The sequence below is a fragment of the Streptomyces sp. NPDC047315 genome (genome assembly GCF_040643215.1).
GTDB lineage: Bacteria > Actinomycetota > Actinomycetes > Streptomycetales > Streptomycetaceae > Streptomyces.
On the sequence record NZ_JBEYTZ010000004.1, the window covers coordinates 160,692 to 176,088 of the forward strand.

General features: G+C 71.2%; 12 protein-coding genes. All 12 read right to left on the reverse strand.

All coding sequences use genetic code 11. The features are described from left to right. Positions 1-103: 103 nt before the first annotated feature. Positions 104-871, reverse strand: a complete 768-nt coding sequence (locus ABZ842_RS05780) for a TIGR03936 family radical SAM-associated protein (RefSeq protein WP_361532685.1) — start codon at positions 869-871, stop codon at positions 104-106. Between the two features lie 313 nt (positions 872-1,184). Next, complete coding sequence (locus tag ABZ842_RS05785; protein WP_361532216.1) at positions 1,185-3,113, reverse strand: TIGR03960 family B12-binding radical SAM protein; 1,929 nt, start codon at positions 3,111-3,113, stop codon at positions 1,185-1,187. A gap of 118 nt (positions 3,114-3,231) precedes the next feature. Beyond that, on the reverse strand, positions 3,232-4,767 hold the full coding sequence (locus ABZ842_RS05790; RefSeq protein ID WP_361532219.1) for a CYTH and CHAD domain-containing protein: 1,536 nt from the start codon (positions 4,765-4,767) through the stop codon (positions 3,232-3,234). A gap of 95 nt (positions 4,768-4,862) precedes the next feature. Next, a complete protein-coding gene (gene rodA / locus ABZ842_RS05795; protein WP_361532222.1) occupies positions 4,863-6,065 on the reverse strand; it encodes a rod shape-determining protein RodA in 1,203 nt (400 codons plus the stop codon). A gap of 5 nt (positions 6,066-6,070) precedes the next feature. Further along, the gene (gene mrdA / locus ABZ842_RS05800) at positions 6,071-8,350 is read right to left on the reverse strand and encodes a penicillin-binding protein 2 (RefSeq protein ID WP_361532225.1); all 2,280 of its coding nucleotides are present in this window, start codon (positions 8,348-8,350) and stop codon (positions 6,071-6,073) included. Positions 8,351-8,372: 22 nt separating this feature from the next. Beyond that, positions 8,373-9,035 carry a rod shape-determining protein MreD gene (gene mreD, locus ABZ842_RS05805; RefSeq protein ID WP_361532228.1) on the reverse strand — a complete coding sequence of 221 codons (663 nt, stop codon included), beginning with the start codon at positions 9,033-9,035 and terminating at the stop codon, positions 8,373-8,375. A 14-nt stretch (positions 9,036-9,049) separates the two neighbouring features. Further along, a complete protein-coding gene (gene mreC, locus ABZ842_RS05810; protein WP_361532231.1) occupies positions 9,050-10,132 on the reverse strand; it encodes a rod shape-determining protein MreC in 1,083 nt (360 codons plus the stop codon). A 139-nt stretch (positions 10,133-10,271) separates the two neighbouring features. Further along, positions 10,272-11,291 carry a rod shape-determining protein gene (locus ABZ842_RS05815; RefSeq protein WP_361532234.1) on the reverse strand — a complete coding sequence of 340 codons (1,020 nt, stop codon included), beginning with the start codon at positions 11,289-11,291 and terminating at the stop codon, positions 10,272-10,274. 266 nt (positions 11,292-11,557) lie between these two features. Beyond that, a complete protein-coding gene (ndk, locus tag ABZ842_RS05820; RefSeq protein WP_361532237.1) occupies positions 11,558-11,971 on the reverse strand; it encodes a nucleoside-diphosphate kinase in 414 nt (137 codons plus the stop codon). 102 nt (positions 11,972-12,073) lie between these two features. After that, on the reverse strand, positions 12,074-12,427 hold the full coding sequence (locus ABZ842_RS05825; protein ID WP_361532240.1) for a DUF4233 domain-containing protein: 354 nt from the start codon (positions 12,425-12,427) through the stop codon (positions 12,074-12,076). After that, positions 12,427-13,971 (reverse strand): folylpolyglutamate synthase/dihydrofolate synthase family protein, encoded by a 1,545-nt coding sequence (locus ABZ842_RS05830; RefSeq protein WP_361532243.1) that lies wholly within the window; start codon positions 13,969-13,971, stop codon positions 12,427-12,429. Before ABZ842_RS05830 ends, ABZ842_RS05825 begins: the two co-directional genes overlap by 1 nt. A gap of 42 nt (positions 13,972-14,013) precedes the next feature. After that, on the reverse strand, positions 14,014-15,180 hold the full coding sequence (locus tag ABZ842_RS05835; RefSeq protein WP_361532246.1) for an ATP-binding protein: 1,167 nt from the start codon (positions 15,178-15,180) through the stop codon (positions 14,014-14,016). Between the last annotated feature and the right edge of the window lie 217 nt (positions 15,181-15,397).

Here is a 15,397-nt window from a genome sequence, read left to right on the forward strand (position 1 = left end):
TACGAGGGCCGCGCTGCGACGACTGCCTGAGCGGCGGGACCTTCGGGCGCCGTCGCGAACTCCCCCGGCGTTACTGGGGGGCGGCGGCCCCGACGGCCTTGGGTCAAGCGGTCGGAGCTGCCTCGCGGTCGAGCGCGAGCGGGTCGGTCACCGTGCCGGACTCCTCGTCGAAGAGCCCCTGCGCCAGCCTGGTCACCGCTGCGGGGACCGGCGGCGCCAGGTCGGCCACAGCGCGGAGACCGGACAGGACGTCGTCGGGTCGTACGGCAGGTGTCACGTGCCGTACCACCAGCCGCAGTATCGCACAGGGCCCCTGCGTCGGCCTATCAGGCAGCGGTGCGTGCGCTTCGAGCCCGGCGACGGGGCCGCGGGCGTCGAAGGCGCGCATGCCGTTCTTCGTGCGCCGCTCGACCTCGACGGCGTCGGCCGCGAGGAAGGCCGCGACGGCCTTCTCCGCGTCCTCGACCGCGACCCCGTCGAGCCGCAGCTCCCACTCGGAGGCGGTGAGCCGGTCGGCGAACCCGGAGGTCCGCACCTCGACGGCGTCGACGACGTCGAGCCCGCCCGGCAGCGATTCGTCCAGCAGCTCGCGCAGGGCGTCGGGATCGCGCTGCTCGACGAGGGCGATCTCCAGGTACTCGGCCTCGCTGCCCGTACCGGTGGGTGCGGCGTTGGCGTACGAGACCTTGGGGTGCGGGGTGAAGCCCGCGGAGTACGCCATGGGCACTTCGGCCCGGCGCAGCGCGCGCTCGAAAGCGCGCTGGAAGTCGCGGTGACTGGTGAACCGGAGGCGACCGCGCTTGGTGTAGCGCAGGCGGATGCGCTGGACCGCGGGTGCGGGCGGCGGGCCTTCGGGCTGTCGCTTGCCCAGTGGTTCTTCTCCTCGGTGCGGGGCGGGCGCGGGTGGGCGCCGCCCTCGGAATGCGGGTGTCGCGTGGAGGGGCCGGCCCGGCTCGCACCCGCGTGCGCGGGGAGACCTCGGGCCCGGCCGCCGCTCGGGCGACAGTCGTTCTCCTACCCAGAGTACGCGCAGCGACCACAACCGGTTCCCCCGGTTCCGCGGCGGTTCACTTCGGCGGGCGCGGTCCCGCCGTGCCGGCTGAGCAGTGATGGCGTGTGCGACCAGCCACGGGGCCGCAGACGCCATCACGCACACTCATTACGGCGGGACCGCGCCGGCGCAGCTACTTGACGACCGTCAGCGGGAGCAGCTTCTTGCCCGTGGGGCCGATCTGGATCTCGGTGCCCATCTGCGGGCAGACCCCGCAGTCGAAGCACGGAGTCCACCGGCAGTCCTCGACCTCGGTCTCGTCGAGCGCGTCCTGCCAGTCCTCCCAGAGCCAGTCCTTGTCCAGACCGGAGTCCAGGTGGTCCCAGGGCAGGACCTCCTCGTAGGTGCGCTCCCGCGTGGTGTACCAGTCGACGTCCACGCCGAGCTCGGGCAGCGCCTTGTCCGCGCACGCCATCCAGCGGTCGTACGAGAAGTGCTCGCGCCAGCCGTCGAAGCGTCCGCCGTCCTCGTAGACGGCGCGGATGACGGCGCCCACGCGGCGGTCGCCGCGCGAGAGCAGGCCCTCGACGATGCCGGGCTTGCCGTCGTGGTAGCGGAAGCCGATGGAGCGGCCGTACTTCTTGTCCCCGCGGATCTTGTCGCGCAGCTTCTCCAGCCGCGCGTCGGTGGCCTCGGCGGACAGCTGCGGGGCCCACTGGAAGGGGGTGTGCGGCTTGGGCACGAAACCGCCGATGGAGACCGTGCAGCGGATGTCGTTGGAGCGGGAGACCTCGCGGCCCTTGGCGATGACGTTGACCGCCATGTCGCCGATCTGGAGGACGTCCTCGTCGGTCTCGGTGGGCAGACCGCACATGAAGTACAGCTTCACCTGGCGCCAGCCGTTGCCGTAGGCGGTGGCGACCGTGCGGATCAGGTCCTCCTCCGAGACCATCTTGTTGATGACCTTGCGCATCCGCTCGGAGCCGCCCTCTGGGGCGAAGGTGAGGCCGGAGCGGCGGCCGTTGCGGGTGAGTTCGTTCGCCAGGTCGACGTTGAAGGCGTCGACGCGGGTGGACGGGAGCGACAGCCCGATCTTGTCCTCGGTGTACCGGTCGGCGAGGCCCTTGGCGACCTCCCCGATCTCGGAGTGGTCGGCGCTGGACAGCGACAGCAGGCCGACCTCCTCGAAGCCGGTCGCCTTCAGGCCCTTGTCGACCATCTCGCCGATGCCGGTGATGCTGCGCTCGCGCACCGGGCGGGTGATCATGCCGGCCTGGCAGAAGCGACAGCCGCGGGTGCAGCCGCGGAAGATCTCCACCGACATCCGCTCGTGCACGGTCTCGGCGAGCGGGACCAGCGGCTGCTTCGGGTACGGCCACTCGTCGAGGTCCATGACGGTGTGCTTCGACACCCGCCACGGCACGCCGGAGCGGTTGGGCACGACGCGGCCGATGCGACCGTCGGGCAGGTACTCGACGTCGTAGAAGCGCGGGACGTACACCCCGCCGGTCTTCGCCAGGCGCAGCAGCAGCTCTTCGCGGCCACCGGGCCGGCCGTCCGCCTTCCAGGCGCGGATGATCTCGGTGATGTCGAGGACGGCCTGCTCGCCGTCGCCGATGACGGCGCAGTCGACGAAGTCGGCGATCGGCTCGGGGTTGAAGGCGGCATGGCCGCCGGCGAGCACGATCGGGTGGTCCACGCCGCGGTCCTTGGCCTCCAGCGGAATGCCCGCGAGGTCCAGGGCGGTGAGCATGTTGGTGTAGCCGAGCTCGGTGGAGAAGCTCATGCCGAGGACGTCGAAGGCGCCGACGGGGCGGTGGGAGTCCACGGTGAACTGGGGGACGCCGTGCTCGCGCATCAGCTCCTCCATGTCGGGCCACACGCTGTAGGTGCGCTCGGCGAGCACGCCCTCGCGCTCGTTCAGCACCTCGTAGAGGATCATGACGCCCTGGTTGGGCAGTCCGACCTCGTACGCGTCCGGGTACATCAGCGCCCAGCGGACGTCACACGACTCCCACGGCTTGACGGTGGAGTTCAGCTCTCCGCCGACGTACTGGATCGGCTTCTGCACGTGCGGGAGCAGTGCTTCGAGCTGTGGGAAGACCGACTCGGCAGCAGACATCTCAGGGATCTCAGAGCTTTCGTGAGCTGGCGGGGGTGACCATCCAGCCTAACCGACGGAAGCCGGCCCCTCAGCCCCCACCGGGCCCGCCCGTTGCGGGCGGGCCGGTTGCGAACTCCTAGCCGCTGAGGGCCGCGCGCAGGTTCTCGTCCGCGGCGTCCGCCCAGACCTGCGGCAACTCCCGCTCGCGGTCGGCCGCGGCCCGCTGCTCCTGCCCGTACAGCAGGCCCCAGGTGAACGCCGACTCCCCCGAGGCGTGCGCCTGGATTCCCAGGTCGCGCAGGGTGTCGCGGGCCACCACGCTGTCCTGGTGGTCGCCCAGCAGGGACTGCACGGCCTTCATCCGCTTGGCGAACCGGCGCGCGGGCCGGCCCAGCGCCGCGGTGGCCGCCTCGCCGGCGTACCGGGCCCGCTTGGCCGCCTTGCGGGCGTCGTGCATGGCGAGGTCCCGCTCGTGGCCCGGGGGCAGCGCCAAGGCGTGCTCGACGCGGCCCGCCAGCCGCTCGTAGTCCTTGATCACCGCCCGCGGCAGGACGACGTCGGGGGCGCCGCCGGCCTGCTTGAGCCGCGGCGGGTCGGCGAGCAGGGCGTCCAGGGAGCCCAGCAGGGCGAGGTAGCGCTTGCCGTCGAGGGCGGCGACGGCGCGGCGGCGCGAGCCGGAGCCGCGGGCCGCGGTCCATCTGCGCAGCCGTCCGCGCACCGGCCCGAGCAGCAGGACCCTGGGCAGGGCGTCGATCCGGGCGCGCAGCCGCTCGGCCAGCACCTCGGTGTCCCGGGCCACGCCCAGCTCGCCGGCGAGCCACTTCAGCTCCTCGCCCACCGGGTCGGTGACGTCCCGGTCCAGGACCTTGCGGTACGTGCGGAACGCACTGCGCAGCCGGCGGGTGGCGACCCGCATCTGGTGGACGGCGTCGGGCAGGTCGCGCCGTACCCCCGGGTCGTACGCCAGCAGGGCCGCCACCTGCTCGCGCAGATAGACCAGGACGTGCTCGCCCGCGTCGCCGGGCGCTTCGTCCTGCGGTGCGTCGGCCGGCGCCGTGGCCTGCGGCGGCACGCTCAGCCCGGTCTCGTCCAGGGCGCGGGCGAGCTTCGACGGCGACGCGGAGGCCGGGATGCCGGCCTTGCGGAACTTCTTGTCGACCTTGGCGAGCAGTGCGGGGTCGCCGTCGTCTGCCAGCTCGACCTCGATCTCGTCCCAGGCGGCGGTGCGGCCGTCGTCCAGGCGCTCGGCCCGTACGGCGTCCCGGCTCAGTTCCGCCAGTGGGGTGCCGTCCTCGGCCAGCAGCTGCGTGACCTGCCGGGAGGAGCGCAGTCGTACGACGGGGACCAGCTCGGCGTCCCGGGTGCGGGCCCTGGCCAGCGCTTTCAGACGGCGCGGCAAGGCCGGCGACAGGGCCGCCCGGATCTCGTCCCGCACTCCCGGTGCGACCGGCAGTTTGAGGTGCCAGCCGGCGTCGTCGCCGCCGGTGCGCCGGCGCAGGGTGATGGACGCGGCGGCCAGCCGCAGGTCGGTGGTGTCGTAGTAGACGGCGTCGAGTTCCTGGACGCCCAGGTCGTGGACGGTCGAGACCCCGCCCACCCGGGTCAGGTCCGGCAGTCGGGTCTCGGGGGTGGCTTCGTACTTCCGCTCGATCTCGCGCTTAGTGTCCGCCATGTATCGAATCTAGTTCGGGATGATTCACCACGGCAGTGCGAGAACGGCACCGGTGTCACTCCGGCGGCCGGCCCCGGTCGGGGCCGGCCGCCGTTTCACGCGCTCATGGGCCGCTGGACCCTGATCGACTGGAGCAGTCCGATCGCCACCCAGACGGCGAACATCGAGGATCCGCCGTAGGACACGAAGGGCAGCGGCAGCCCGGCCACCGGCATGATGCCGAGCGTCATGCCGATGTTCTCGAAGGACTGGAAGGCGAACCAGGCGATGATGCCGGCGGCGACGATCGTGCCGTACAGCTCGGTGGTCTCCCGGGCGATGCGGCAGGCGCGCCAGAGCACCACACCGAGCAGGAGCAGTATCAGCGCCGCGCCCAGGAAGCCCAGCTCCTCGCCGGCGACGGTGAAGACGAAGTCGGTCTGCTGCTCGGGGACGAACTGACCGGTGGTCTGGGAGCCCTTGAACAGGCCGGTGCCGGTCAGTCCGCCGGAGCCGATCGCGATCCGGGCCTGGTTGGTGTTGTAGCCGACGCCCGCGGGGTCCAGCGCCGGGTTGGCGAAGGCCGCGAAGCGGTTGATCTGATACTCGTCGAGCAGTCCGAGAGCGGCCACGAGGACCGCGCCGACCACTCCGCTGCCGATCAGACCGAGGATCCAGCGGTTGGGGGCGCCCGAGGCCAGCAGCACCCCGAGCACGATCACCACCATGACCATCACGGAGCCGAGGTCGGGCATCAGCATCACGATGGCCATCGGCACGGCGGCGAGCACCAGCGACTTGGCGACGGTGCGGTGGTCGGGGTGGAGGGTGTCGCCGGCGTCCACCCGGGCCGCCAGCAGCATCGCCATCCCGAGGATGATGGTGATCTTCACGAACTCGGACGGCTGGATGGAGAAGCCGCCGCCGATCACGATCCAGGCGTGGGCACCGTTGATGGTGGCGCCGACGGGGGTCAGCACCAGCAGGATCAGCAGGATCGAGATCCCGTACAGCACCGGCACGGCACCGCGCAGGGTGCGGTGGCCGAGCCAGATGGTGCCGACCATCAGGGCGAGCCCGATGCCGGTGTTGAGGACGTGGCGGAAGAGGAAGTAGTACGGGTCGCCCTGGTTCAGCTCGGTGCGGTTGCGCGTGGCCGACCAGACCAGCAGGGAGCCGATGGCGGAGAGCGCGAGGGCGGAGAAGAGCAGCGGCCAGTCCAGTCGCCGGACCATCGAGTCCCGGGAGCTGAACTGGGCCCACAGGCCGCCGCGCTTGGGGCCGTATCCGGAGACGGAGAAGCCATTGGTGCTGGCCATGCCGTTTAGTCCCTCCGAGCGGGCGGGCCCGCGAGCTGGTCGGTGTCTCGGTCCTGCTGCTGGTCCTGTTGGTTCTGGTTCTGGTTCTGGTTCTGGTCTTGATCCTGTTGGTTCTGGTTCTGCTGGTTCTGGTTCTGCTGGTCGCCCAGCGGCTCGCCGGCCTCTTCCTCCGGCTTCGGCGGCTCGTACGGCTTGACCTCCGGCGCCTCGATGGTGCCGTCCGGCTCGACCTTGGGCAGCGACGTCTGCGGCTTGGGCAGCAGCGCCCGCTTGAGGTCCTGCTCGCCCTTCTCGTTGAGGCCGTACATCGCCTCGTAGATGTTGCGGACGGCCGGTCCCGACGCGCCGGAGCCCGTACCGCCCTGGGAGATCGTCATCACGATCGTGAAGTCGTCGGTGTACGTGGTGAACCAGGAGGTCGTCTGCTTGCCGAAGACCTCGGCGGTGCCCGTCTTGGCGTGCATCGGGATCTTGTCGTGCGGCCAGCCCTGGAACCGCCAGGCGGCCGAACCGTTGGTCACGACTCCCGCGAGGGCCTTGTCTATCTTGTCCCTGGTCTTGCGGTCCATCGGCAGCTTGCCGTGCGACTTGGGCTTGATCTCCTGCACGGACTTGCCGTCCGGGCTGATGACCGCCTTGCCGATGGTGGGGTCGTAGAGGGTGCCGCCGTTGGCGATGGCGCTGTAGATCGTCGCCATCTGTATCGGCGTGACGAGGATGTCGCCCTGCCCGATGGAGTAGTTGACGGAGTCACCGGCGCGCATCTGGTTGCCTTCGAGGCAGTTCTCGTACGCGACCTGCTCGGCGTAGTCCCCGCCCTTCTTCCCGGTCTTGCACCAGGACTCCTTGTTGGCCTCCCAGAACTTCTGCTTCCACTCGCGGTCCGGAACCCGGCCCTTGACCTCGTTGGGCAGGTCGATCCCGGTCTCCTTGCCGAGGCCGAAGTCGTGCGCGGTCCGGTAGAACCAGTCCTTGCTGTCCTTCTTCGGCTTGATGCCGCCGTCCTTCTGCCACTCGTTGTACGCGAGGCCGTAGTAGACGGTGTCGCAGGAGACCTCCAGCGCACGGCCCAGGCTGATGGAGCCGTACCCCTTGGACTCGAAGTTCTTGAACTCGCGGCCACCGAAGCTCAGGGACGACGGGCAGGGGTAGTTGCCGTCGAACTCGTAGCCCGCGCGGACCGCGGCGGTCGAGGAGACCACCTTGAAGATGGAGCCGGGGGCCGCCTGGCCCTGGATCACCCGGTTCAGCAGCGGAAAGTTGGACTCGGTGCTGGTCAGCGCGGCGTAGTCCTTGGCCGAGATGCCGCCGACCCAGGCGTTGGGGTCGTACGTGGGCTGCGAGGCCATGGCGACGACCCGGCCCGTCTTGTTCTCCATGACGACGACCGCGCCCGCGTCGGCCTTGTAGGTGCGCTGGGTGTTGCGGTCGAACGTCTTGCGGGCCTCCTTCATCGCCCAGTTCAGCTCGTACTCGGCGACGGCCTGCACCCGGGCGTCGATGGAGGTGACCAGGTTCGAGCCGGCCTGCGCCTCGTCGCGGTCGGACTCGCCGATGACCCGGCCCAGGTTGTCCACCTCGTAGCGGGTCACGCCGGCCTTGCCGCGCAGCGCCTTGTCGTACGTGCGTTCCAGACCCGAGCGGCCGACCTGGTCGGAGCGGAGGTAGGGCGATTCGGAGTCCTTGGCCTTCTCGATCTCGCCGTCCGTGACGGGCGAGAGGTAGCCGAGCACCTGGGCGGTGTTGGCCTTGCCGGGCGCGGTGTAGCGGCGTACGGCGGTGGGCTCGGCGGTGATGCCGACGAAGTCCTCGGCGCGCTCGCGGATCTGCAGCGCCTGCTGGGTGGTGGCCTCGTCGGTGACCGGGATCGGCTGGTAGGGCGAGCCGTTCCAGCAGGGCTTGGGCGTCTTCGCGTCGCACAGCCGGACCTTGTCCATGACCTCCTTCGGCTGCATGCCGAGGACTTCGGCGAGCCGGGTCAGGACGGCCTTGCCGTCGTCGGGCATCTTCATCAGCTCGGTGCGCGAGGCCGAGACCACGAGCCGGGTCTCGTTGTCGGCGAGGGCCACTCCGCGGGCGTCCAGGATGGAACCGCGCACGGCGGGTTGGACGACGCGCTGGACGCCGTTGTTCTTCGCCTCGTCGGTGTACTCCTGACCGTTGCGGATCTGGAGGTACCACAGGCGCCCGCCGAGGGTGAGCAGGAGGGAGAAGACCAGGATCTGGATGATGACGAGCCGGATCTGGACCCGGGGGGTCCGCCCGGTCTCCGGGATGTTGCTCATGCTGCTCGTTCCCCTCCCTCGCTCACAGTCGCTTGACGCCCTTGATGCGGCCGGCGCGGTTCGCCCGGGTCCGCGCCGTCTTCACCCGTAGCCCGCCGCGCTGGCTGCCGATCCGCAGACCGGTGCCGGAGGCGAGCCAGCCGGAGGCCACGTCGCCGCCGCTTTGGGACTCGGCGAGCGGATCGTGGTCCGTCTTGCGGGCGAGGGCCATGATGAACGGCACCGTGAACGGCGCCAGCAGCAGGTCGTAGACCGCCGCGGTGAACAGCAGTCCGCCCAGGCCCACGTGGCGGGCGGCGGTGTCGCCGACGAGGGCGCCCACCCCCGCGTACAGCAGCGTGGAGCCGATCGCGGCGGCGACCACCACGGCCATCGGGCCGGTGGCGGAGCGCAGCTTGCCGTCCTGGGGGCGGGCGAGGCCGGCGAGGTAGCCGATGACGCAGAGCACCAGGGCGTACCGGCCCAGGGCGTGGTCGGCGGGCGGCGCGAGGTCCGCCAGCAGGCCGGCGCCGAAGCCGATGAAGGCGCCGGCCAGGTGCCCGTAGACGAAGGCCAGTCCGAGGACGGTCAGCAGCATTAGATCGGGCACGGCGCCCGGGAGCTGGAGCCGGGCGAGGACGGAGACCTGGATCACGAGCGCGACCACGACCAGGGCCGTGGAGAGAAGGATCCGGTTGACACGCATGTACGGATCAGCTCCTACTGCTGCTCGTCGGTGCGACCGCCGGGGGCCGCGGGGGTGGCGGCGCCCTGGGGCGGGGGCTGGTTCGGAGGCGGGTTCGGGGGCTGGCCGGGGTCGGGCGTCTGGCCCGGGTCCGGGGCCGCGCCCTGGTCCAGCTCCTGGCTGTCGCCCTGGGCCTGCTCGCCCGCGGGCGCGGACGGGGTCACCGTGACGGTCACCGTGGGCGTGGGCACCGGCTTCGGCTTGGGCGGCAGCACGGCGTCGCGCGGATCGGTCCTGGGCGCCTGGACGACGACGCCGACGATGTCGAGCCGGCTGAAGCCGACGTAAGGCCGGACGTAGATGGTGCGGGTCAGGTCGCCGCGGGCGGGGTCGACGCGGACCACTTCGCCGATCGGCACGCCGGCGACGAAGGGCCGGGACGCCTGCGAGCCGAAGGTGACCAGTCGGTCCCCCGCCTTCACCTTGGACTTTCCGTTGAGGAGTTGGACGGAGAGCGGGCGGTCGCCCTGGCCGGTGGCGAAGCCCAGTTCGTCGGTCTTCTCCATGCGCGTGCCCACGGTGAAGTCGGGGTCGTTGGCGAGCAGCACGGTGGAGGTGCCGGGGCCGACGGTGGTGACCCGGCCGACCAGCCCGTCGCCGTTGAGCACGGTCATGTCCCGCTTGATGCCGTCGCGCGAGCCGACGTCGATGGTGACGGTCCAGGAGAAGCCCTGGGCCGCTCCTATGGCGATGACCTGGGCGCCCTTGACGCCGTACTGGCCGGCGCCGGCGGTCTTGAGCATCTTGTCCAGCTCGCGCGCCCTGCTGCGGTTGCGGTCGTCGCTGCCGAGCCGCGCCTTCAGCTCTGCGTTCTCCCGCTCCAGCACGCTGATCCGGTCGTGGCGCTCGCCAGAGTCGCGCACCGCGCCGATGGCGTTGCCGACCGGGTCTACGGCGGTGGCGACGCCGTTCTGGATCGGGCCGAAGACGGTGGCGGCGGCCTGCCGGGCGCCGTCGACCGGTGAGTCCTCCCCGCCGCGGATGTCCACCGTGATCAGTGCGAACGCGATGGCGATCAGCAGCACCAAGAGCAGCCGGCTCTCTCGTGTGTCCCTCACGTGCGGCGGCCGTGCCTTCCTCGTAGGAATGTCGACATCTCTGTTGTGATCTCAGTTGTGTGAACGACTCGGCCGTACGGGTCGGCAGGCACCCGTACGGGAACGGATCCGGCGCGGAGTCGCTGGCGGCGCGGGGGCGCTAGCGGCGGGGCTGGGCGTCCAGGACCTGCTGGAGCGCCTCGAACTCCTCCACGCACTTGCCGGAGCCCAGCGCCACGGAGTCCAGTGGATCCTCGGCGATGTGGATCGGCATGCCGGTCTCCCGGCGCAGCCGCTCGTCCAGGCCGCGCAGCAGTGCCCCGCCGCCGGTGAGGACGATGCCCCGGTCCATGACGTCGCCGGACAGCTCCGGCGGGCACTTGTCGAGGGTGGTCTTCACGGCGTCGACGATGGCGTTGACCGGCTCTTCGATCGCCTTGCGGACCTCGGCGGCGGAGATGACGACGGTCTTCGGCAGTCCGGAGACCAGGTCACGGCCGCGGATTTCGGTGTGCTCGTCCTGTTCGAGGTCGTAGGCGGAGCCGATCGTGAGCTTGATGGATTCCGCGGTCCGCTCGCCGAGGAGGAGGGAGTACTCCTTCTTGATGTGCTGGATGATCGCGTTGTCCAACTCGTCGCCCGCGACCCTGATGGACTGTGCCGTGACGATTCCGCCGAGGGAGATCACGGCGACTTCGGTGGTGCCGCCGCCGATGTCCACGACCATGTTGCCGGTGGCCTCGTGGACCGGGAGGCCGGAGCCGATGGCCGCGGCCATGGGCTCCTCGATGATGTGCACCTGGCGGGCGCCGGCCTGGGTGGACGCCTCGATGACGGCGCGGCGCTCGACGCCGGTGATGCCCGAGGGCACGCAGACGACGACGCGCGGGCGGGCCAGGTACCGCCGCTTGTGGATCTTCAGGATGAAGTAGCGGAGCATCCGCTCGGTGATCTCGAAGTCGGCGATGACGCCGTCCTTCAGGGGTCGGACGGCGACGATGTTGCCCGGCGTCCGCCCGATCATCTTCTTCGCCTCGGCGCCGACGGCGAGAATGCCGCCCGTGTTGGTGTTGATGGCGACGACGGACGGTTCGTTGAGAACGATCCCCCGACCCCTGACGTACACCAGCGTGTTGGCGGTCCCGAGGTCGACAGCCATATCACGGCCGATGAACGACATGTTCTTCCCCAAGAGGATGTGTCCGCCCTTCCCGAATGGAGCTATGACGGCTTTTCAGGAAGGCGCGGTGGTGGATTCTGTGGCGTGGCGGCTTCCATCGTAGTGCCGCCGTTGACTCGGCGGCGCGGTGGACCGCCTCTGTATAGGTGACGTCGTGTCGCTGCGATCCGTTCCCGAAAAGTGTCCGCATATGCCGGAGGGCGACCGAATTCCATCGGTCGCCCCAGGTCACGCACGTCGTTTGGCGCTGATTGGCTGACGACAGGTCAGGAAAGACCGGGGAAGAAAATCTTCAGCTCTCGAATGGCGGACTCCTCGGAGTCCGAGGCGTGAATCAGGTTCTCCCGGACGATGGTGCCGAAGTCCCCCCGGATGGAGCCCGGCTCCGCGGCGATCGGGTCGGTGGGACCCGCCAGTCGGCGTACGCCTTCGATGACCCGCTCGCCGTCGACCACGAGCGCGACGACCGGCCCGGAGAGCATGAACTCCACCAGCGGCTCGTAGAACGGCTTGCCCACGTGCTCGGCGTAGTGCTGCTCCAGGGTCTCCCGGTCGAGCTGCCGCAGCTCCAGCGCCGAGATGGTCCAGCCCGCCTTGGCCTCGATGCGGCCGACGATCTCGCCGACCAGCTTGCGGCGGACCGCGTCCGGCTTCAAGAGAACGAGCGTGCGCTGGGTCATGTGTACGGCTCCTTGCAAGGCATTCGAATGCGGTGGTGTGAGGTTACAGGCCGTCACCCGCACGGCGGCACCCGGACCGGCCGGGTGCCGCGCGTGCCCGCGCTACGAGGGCTCGGGCTCGGCCTCCGCCTGCGCCGCCCAGCGGGCCTTGGCCTCGTCGATCTTGCGCCCGTAGTGGATCGACGCCCACCACAGGCCGGCGAAGCAGGCGCCCAGGAAGAACATCATCGGGACGAAGAAGCCGCTGATGACCAGCCCGATCTGGAGCGCCCAGCCCAGCTGGACGCCGCCGGGCCGGGAGAGCATGCCGCACAGCAGCAGGGACAGCACCATCGCGACCCCGCAGACCGTCCAGACGGTGCCCACCGTCAGGGAGTCGTCCTTCATCGCCACCAGACCGGCGAAGCCGATGACGAAGAACTCACCGATCAGGGTGGAAGCCGCGAGCGTACGCATCAGTTCTGGCCTTTCCTCAACAGCAGGCGGGCGTCGCCGACGGTGAACACCGAGCCCGTCACCAGGACACCGGCGCCCGCGTACTCGGCCTCCTCCTCCGCGAGGGTGACCGCCGCCTCCAGCGCGCCGTCCAGCCGCGGCTCGACCACCACGCGGTCGTCGCCGAAGACCTCCACCGCGAGCGCGGCGAGCGCGTCGACGTCCATCGCGCGGGGCTGCGAGTTCTGGGTGACGACGATCTCCGCAAAGACCGGCTCGAACGCCTCCAGCACCCCGCGCACGTCCTTGTCGGCGCTGGTGCTCACCACCCCGATCAACCGGGTGAAGCCGAACGCCTCCGTGACCGCCTCCGCGGTCGCCCGCGCGCCGGCCGGGTTGTGCGCCGCGTCCAGCACGATCGTCGGGCTGCGGCGGACCACTTCCAGCCGTCCCGGGGTGGTGACCGCGGCGAACGCCGAACGGATCGCGTCCACGTCCAGCACGCGCGCGTGCTCCGCGCCGACGCCGAAGAACGCCTCCACCGCGGCCAGCGCCACGGCCGCGTTGTGCGCCTGGTGGGCGCCGTGCAGCGGGAGGAAGACGTCCGGGTACTCGCCGCCGAGTCCGCGCAGGGTCACCATCTGGCCGCCGACCGCGACCTCGCGGGAGACGACGCCGAACTCCATGCCCTCGCGGGCCACCGTGGCGTCCACCTCCACGGCCTTCTTCAGCATCACCTGCGCGGCGTCCACCGGCTGCTGGGCCAGGATCACCGTCGCGCCCTGCTTGACGATCCCCGCCTTCTCGGTGGCGATCGCGCCGGGAGTGGTGCCGAGGCGGTCGGTGTGGTCCAGGTCTATCGGGGTGACCACGGCGACGGACGCGTCGATGACGTTCGTCGCGTCCCACTCGCCGCCCATGCCGACCTCGACGACGGCGACGTCCACGGGCGCGTCCGCAAAGGCGGCGTACGCCATGCCCGTCAGCACCTCGAAGAAGGACAGCCGGAACTCCTCGGCCGCGTCCACCATCTCGACGTACGGCTTGACGTCCTCGTACGTCGAGACGAAGCGCTCGGCGGAGATCGGCGCGCCGTCCAGGCTGATGCGCTCGGTGATCGACTGCACGTGCGGCGAGGTGTAGCGGCCGGTGCGCAGCTCGAAGGCGGACAGCAGGGCCTCGATCATGCGGGCCGTGGACGTCTTGCCGTTGGTGCCGGTGATGTGGATGGAAGGGTACGCCCGCTGGGGCTCGCCCAACACGTCCATCAGCGCGGCGATGCGCCGCACCGAGGGCTCCAGTTTGGTCTCGCCCCACCTCGTCGCCAGGTCCTCCTCCACCGCGCGCAGCGCCGCGTCGACCTCGGGGTCGGCGGGGCGGGCGGGCAGGGAGTCGGCCTGCGGCGGGCCGCCCTGGGTGCGCAGCGTACGGCTCCCGGCCTCGATCACCGCCAGGTCGGGGTCGCGGTCGGTCTCGGCGTCGACGATCTCGTGGAACTCGTCAACGACGTCACGCTCGTGCGGCTCGGGTTCGGGCCCGTTCGGCTCGGCGGGGTGCTCACTCACGGAGACAGTCTAGAGTCCGGGCCGCGGTGGGCGCCCGGGGGCTCACGGTCGGGTCGGGAGGCGGCCTGCGGGGAGGTGGGCGACGACCTCGTACGCGCCCTCGTGCGCGCCGGCGGTCAGCGTGCCGCCCATGGCGGTGACCCGCTCCCGCATCGAGGAGGTGCCGGTGCCGCTGGAGACCGGTTCCGTCACCGGGGCCGCGGCGGGCAGCGCGTTGCGGACGGCCACCCGCAGCCGGGCGCCGTCGAGGCCGATCGCGACGGTGACGCGCTCGCCCGGGGCGTGCTTGGCGGCGTTCGTCAGGCACTCCTGCACCACCCGGTACACCGCGGTCTGCCGCAGCGGCGAGAGGTGGTGCGCGGCCGGGCAGATCTCCAGCGTCACCGGGCTGCCCATCCGCTCGCTCTCGGCGGCGAGCGCGGTCAGCCCTTCGAGGCCCGGGGTCGCGGTGCGCTCGTCGGCGCGGTGCACGATGGTGTCGTTCAGCATCAGATGGGCCCGGCGGGCGGTGTCCGCGAGCTCCTCGAAGTCCTTGAGGTGGGGGCCGCCGCGGGCCCTCGCGGCGAGCACCTCCGCGCGGACCGCGAGCACGGTCAGCTCCCGCCCGACGAGGTCGTGCACGTCGCGCGCCACCGAGATCCGCTCCTCCTGCACGGCCTGGAACACGGCGGCGCGGGCGCGCTGCGCGGCGAGTTCGCGCACCAGGTCCTGGCGGTAGGCGGCGATGCCGACGGCGGCGGCGAGCACCCCGATGGGGACGATCAGCCCCAGGAAGCTGCTGAGGTTGTCGGCGCGGTGCTCGGGCCAGCCCGGCAGGTGGAACATCGCGTACGACCAGGCGACGTACCCGACGGTCGCGACGACACCGGCCGCGCGTCCGCGGAAGCGGCCCAGGGAGTACAGCGCGAACTGGATCAGGGTCAGCTCGTGCAGCCAGCCGAGGAGGACGAGCGCGACGGCGTACGGCACCCAGGGCGCCCGCCGCCGCGCCACGAGCGTGGCCGCGCCGGCGGCGAGCACGAGGGTGGCGGTCAGCCCGGTGAGCGAGTTGTCGGCGTCGGCGAGCCCGGGCACGTCGAGCACCATGAGTGAGAAGCAGCTCAGCGCGGCGATGGCGTCGAGGGCGCGCGGTGAGCCGGGCCAGGTGCGGGTGCGCTGGCGCGCCGCCGTGACGAGGCGGAGTACGGCGTACCGTGCGGGCGCGAGCATCCCCCCATGATGCGGGGGCCCTCCGGGCGGGCCGAGCCGGGGTCGACGCGGACCACCTACTGCGGTGCCCCGCACCCGAGACGCCCTCGCCGTCCCCCTGCGGGTGCGCTTGCCCCTGCGGGTTGCCCGCGTAGTTCCCCCGCGCCCCTGACACACCCGCCGTTCCCCTGCGGGAGCATCGGTCCCTGCGGGTGCGTCGTGGCTTGTCGCGCAGTTC

What these genes read in the sequence shown, in the direction of transcription:
- ABZ842_RS05785 (WP_361532216.1), bottom strand. Translation starts at nt 3,113, where the DNA reads ATGTCTGCTGCCGAGTCGGTCTTCCCACAGCTCGAAGCACTGCTCCCG.
- ABZ842_RS05790 (WP_361532219.1), bottom strand. Translation starts at nt 4,767, where the DNA reads ATGGCGGACACTAAGCGCGAGATCGAGCGGAAGTACGAAGCCACCCCC.
- rodA (WP_361532222.1), bottom strand. Translation starts at nt 6,065, where the DNA reads ATGGCCAGCACCAATGGCTTCTCCGTCTCCGGATACGGCCCCAAGCGC.
- mrdA (WP_361532225.1), bottom strand. Translation starts at nt 8,350, where the DNA reads ATGAGCAACATCCCGGAGACCGGGCGGACCCCCCGGGTCCAGATCCGG.
- mreD (WP_361532228.1), bottom strand. Translation starts at nt 9,035, where the DNA reads ATGCGTGTCAACCGGATCCTTCTCTCCACGGCCCTGGTCGTGGTCGCG.
- ABZ842_RS05815 (WP_361532234.1), bottom strand. Translation starts at nt 11,291, where the DNA reads ATGTCGTTCATCGGCCGTGATATGGCTGTCGACCTCGGGACCGCCAAC.
- ndk (WP_361532237.1), bottom strand. Translation starts at nt 11,971, where the DNA reads ATGACCCAGCGCACGCTCGTTCTCTTGAAGCCGGACGCGGTCCGCCGC.
- ABZ842_RS05825 (WP_361532240.1), bottom strand. Translation starts at nt 12,427, where the DNA reads ATGCGTACGCTCGCGGCTTCCACCCTGATCGGTGAGTTCTTCGTCATC.
- ABZ842_RS05835 (WP_361532246.1), bottom strand. Translation starts at nt 15,180, where the DNA reads ATGCTCGCGCCCGCACGGTACGCCGTACTCCGCCTCGTCACGGCGGCG.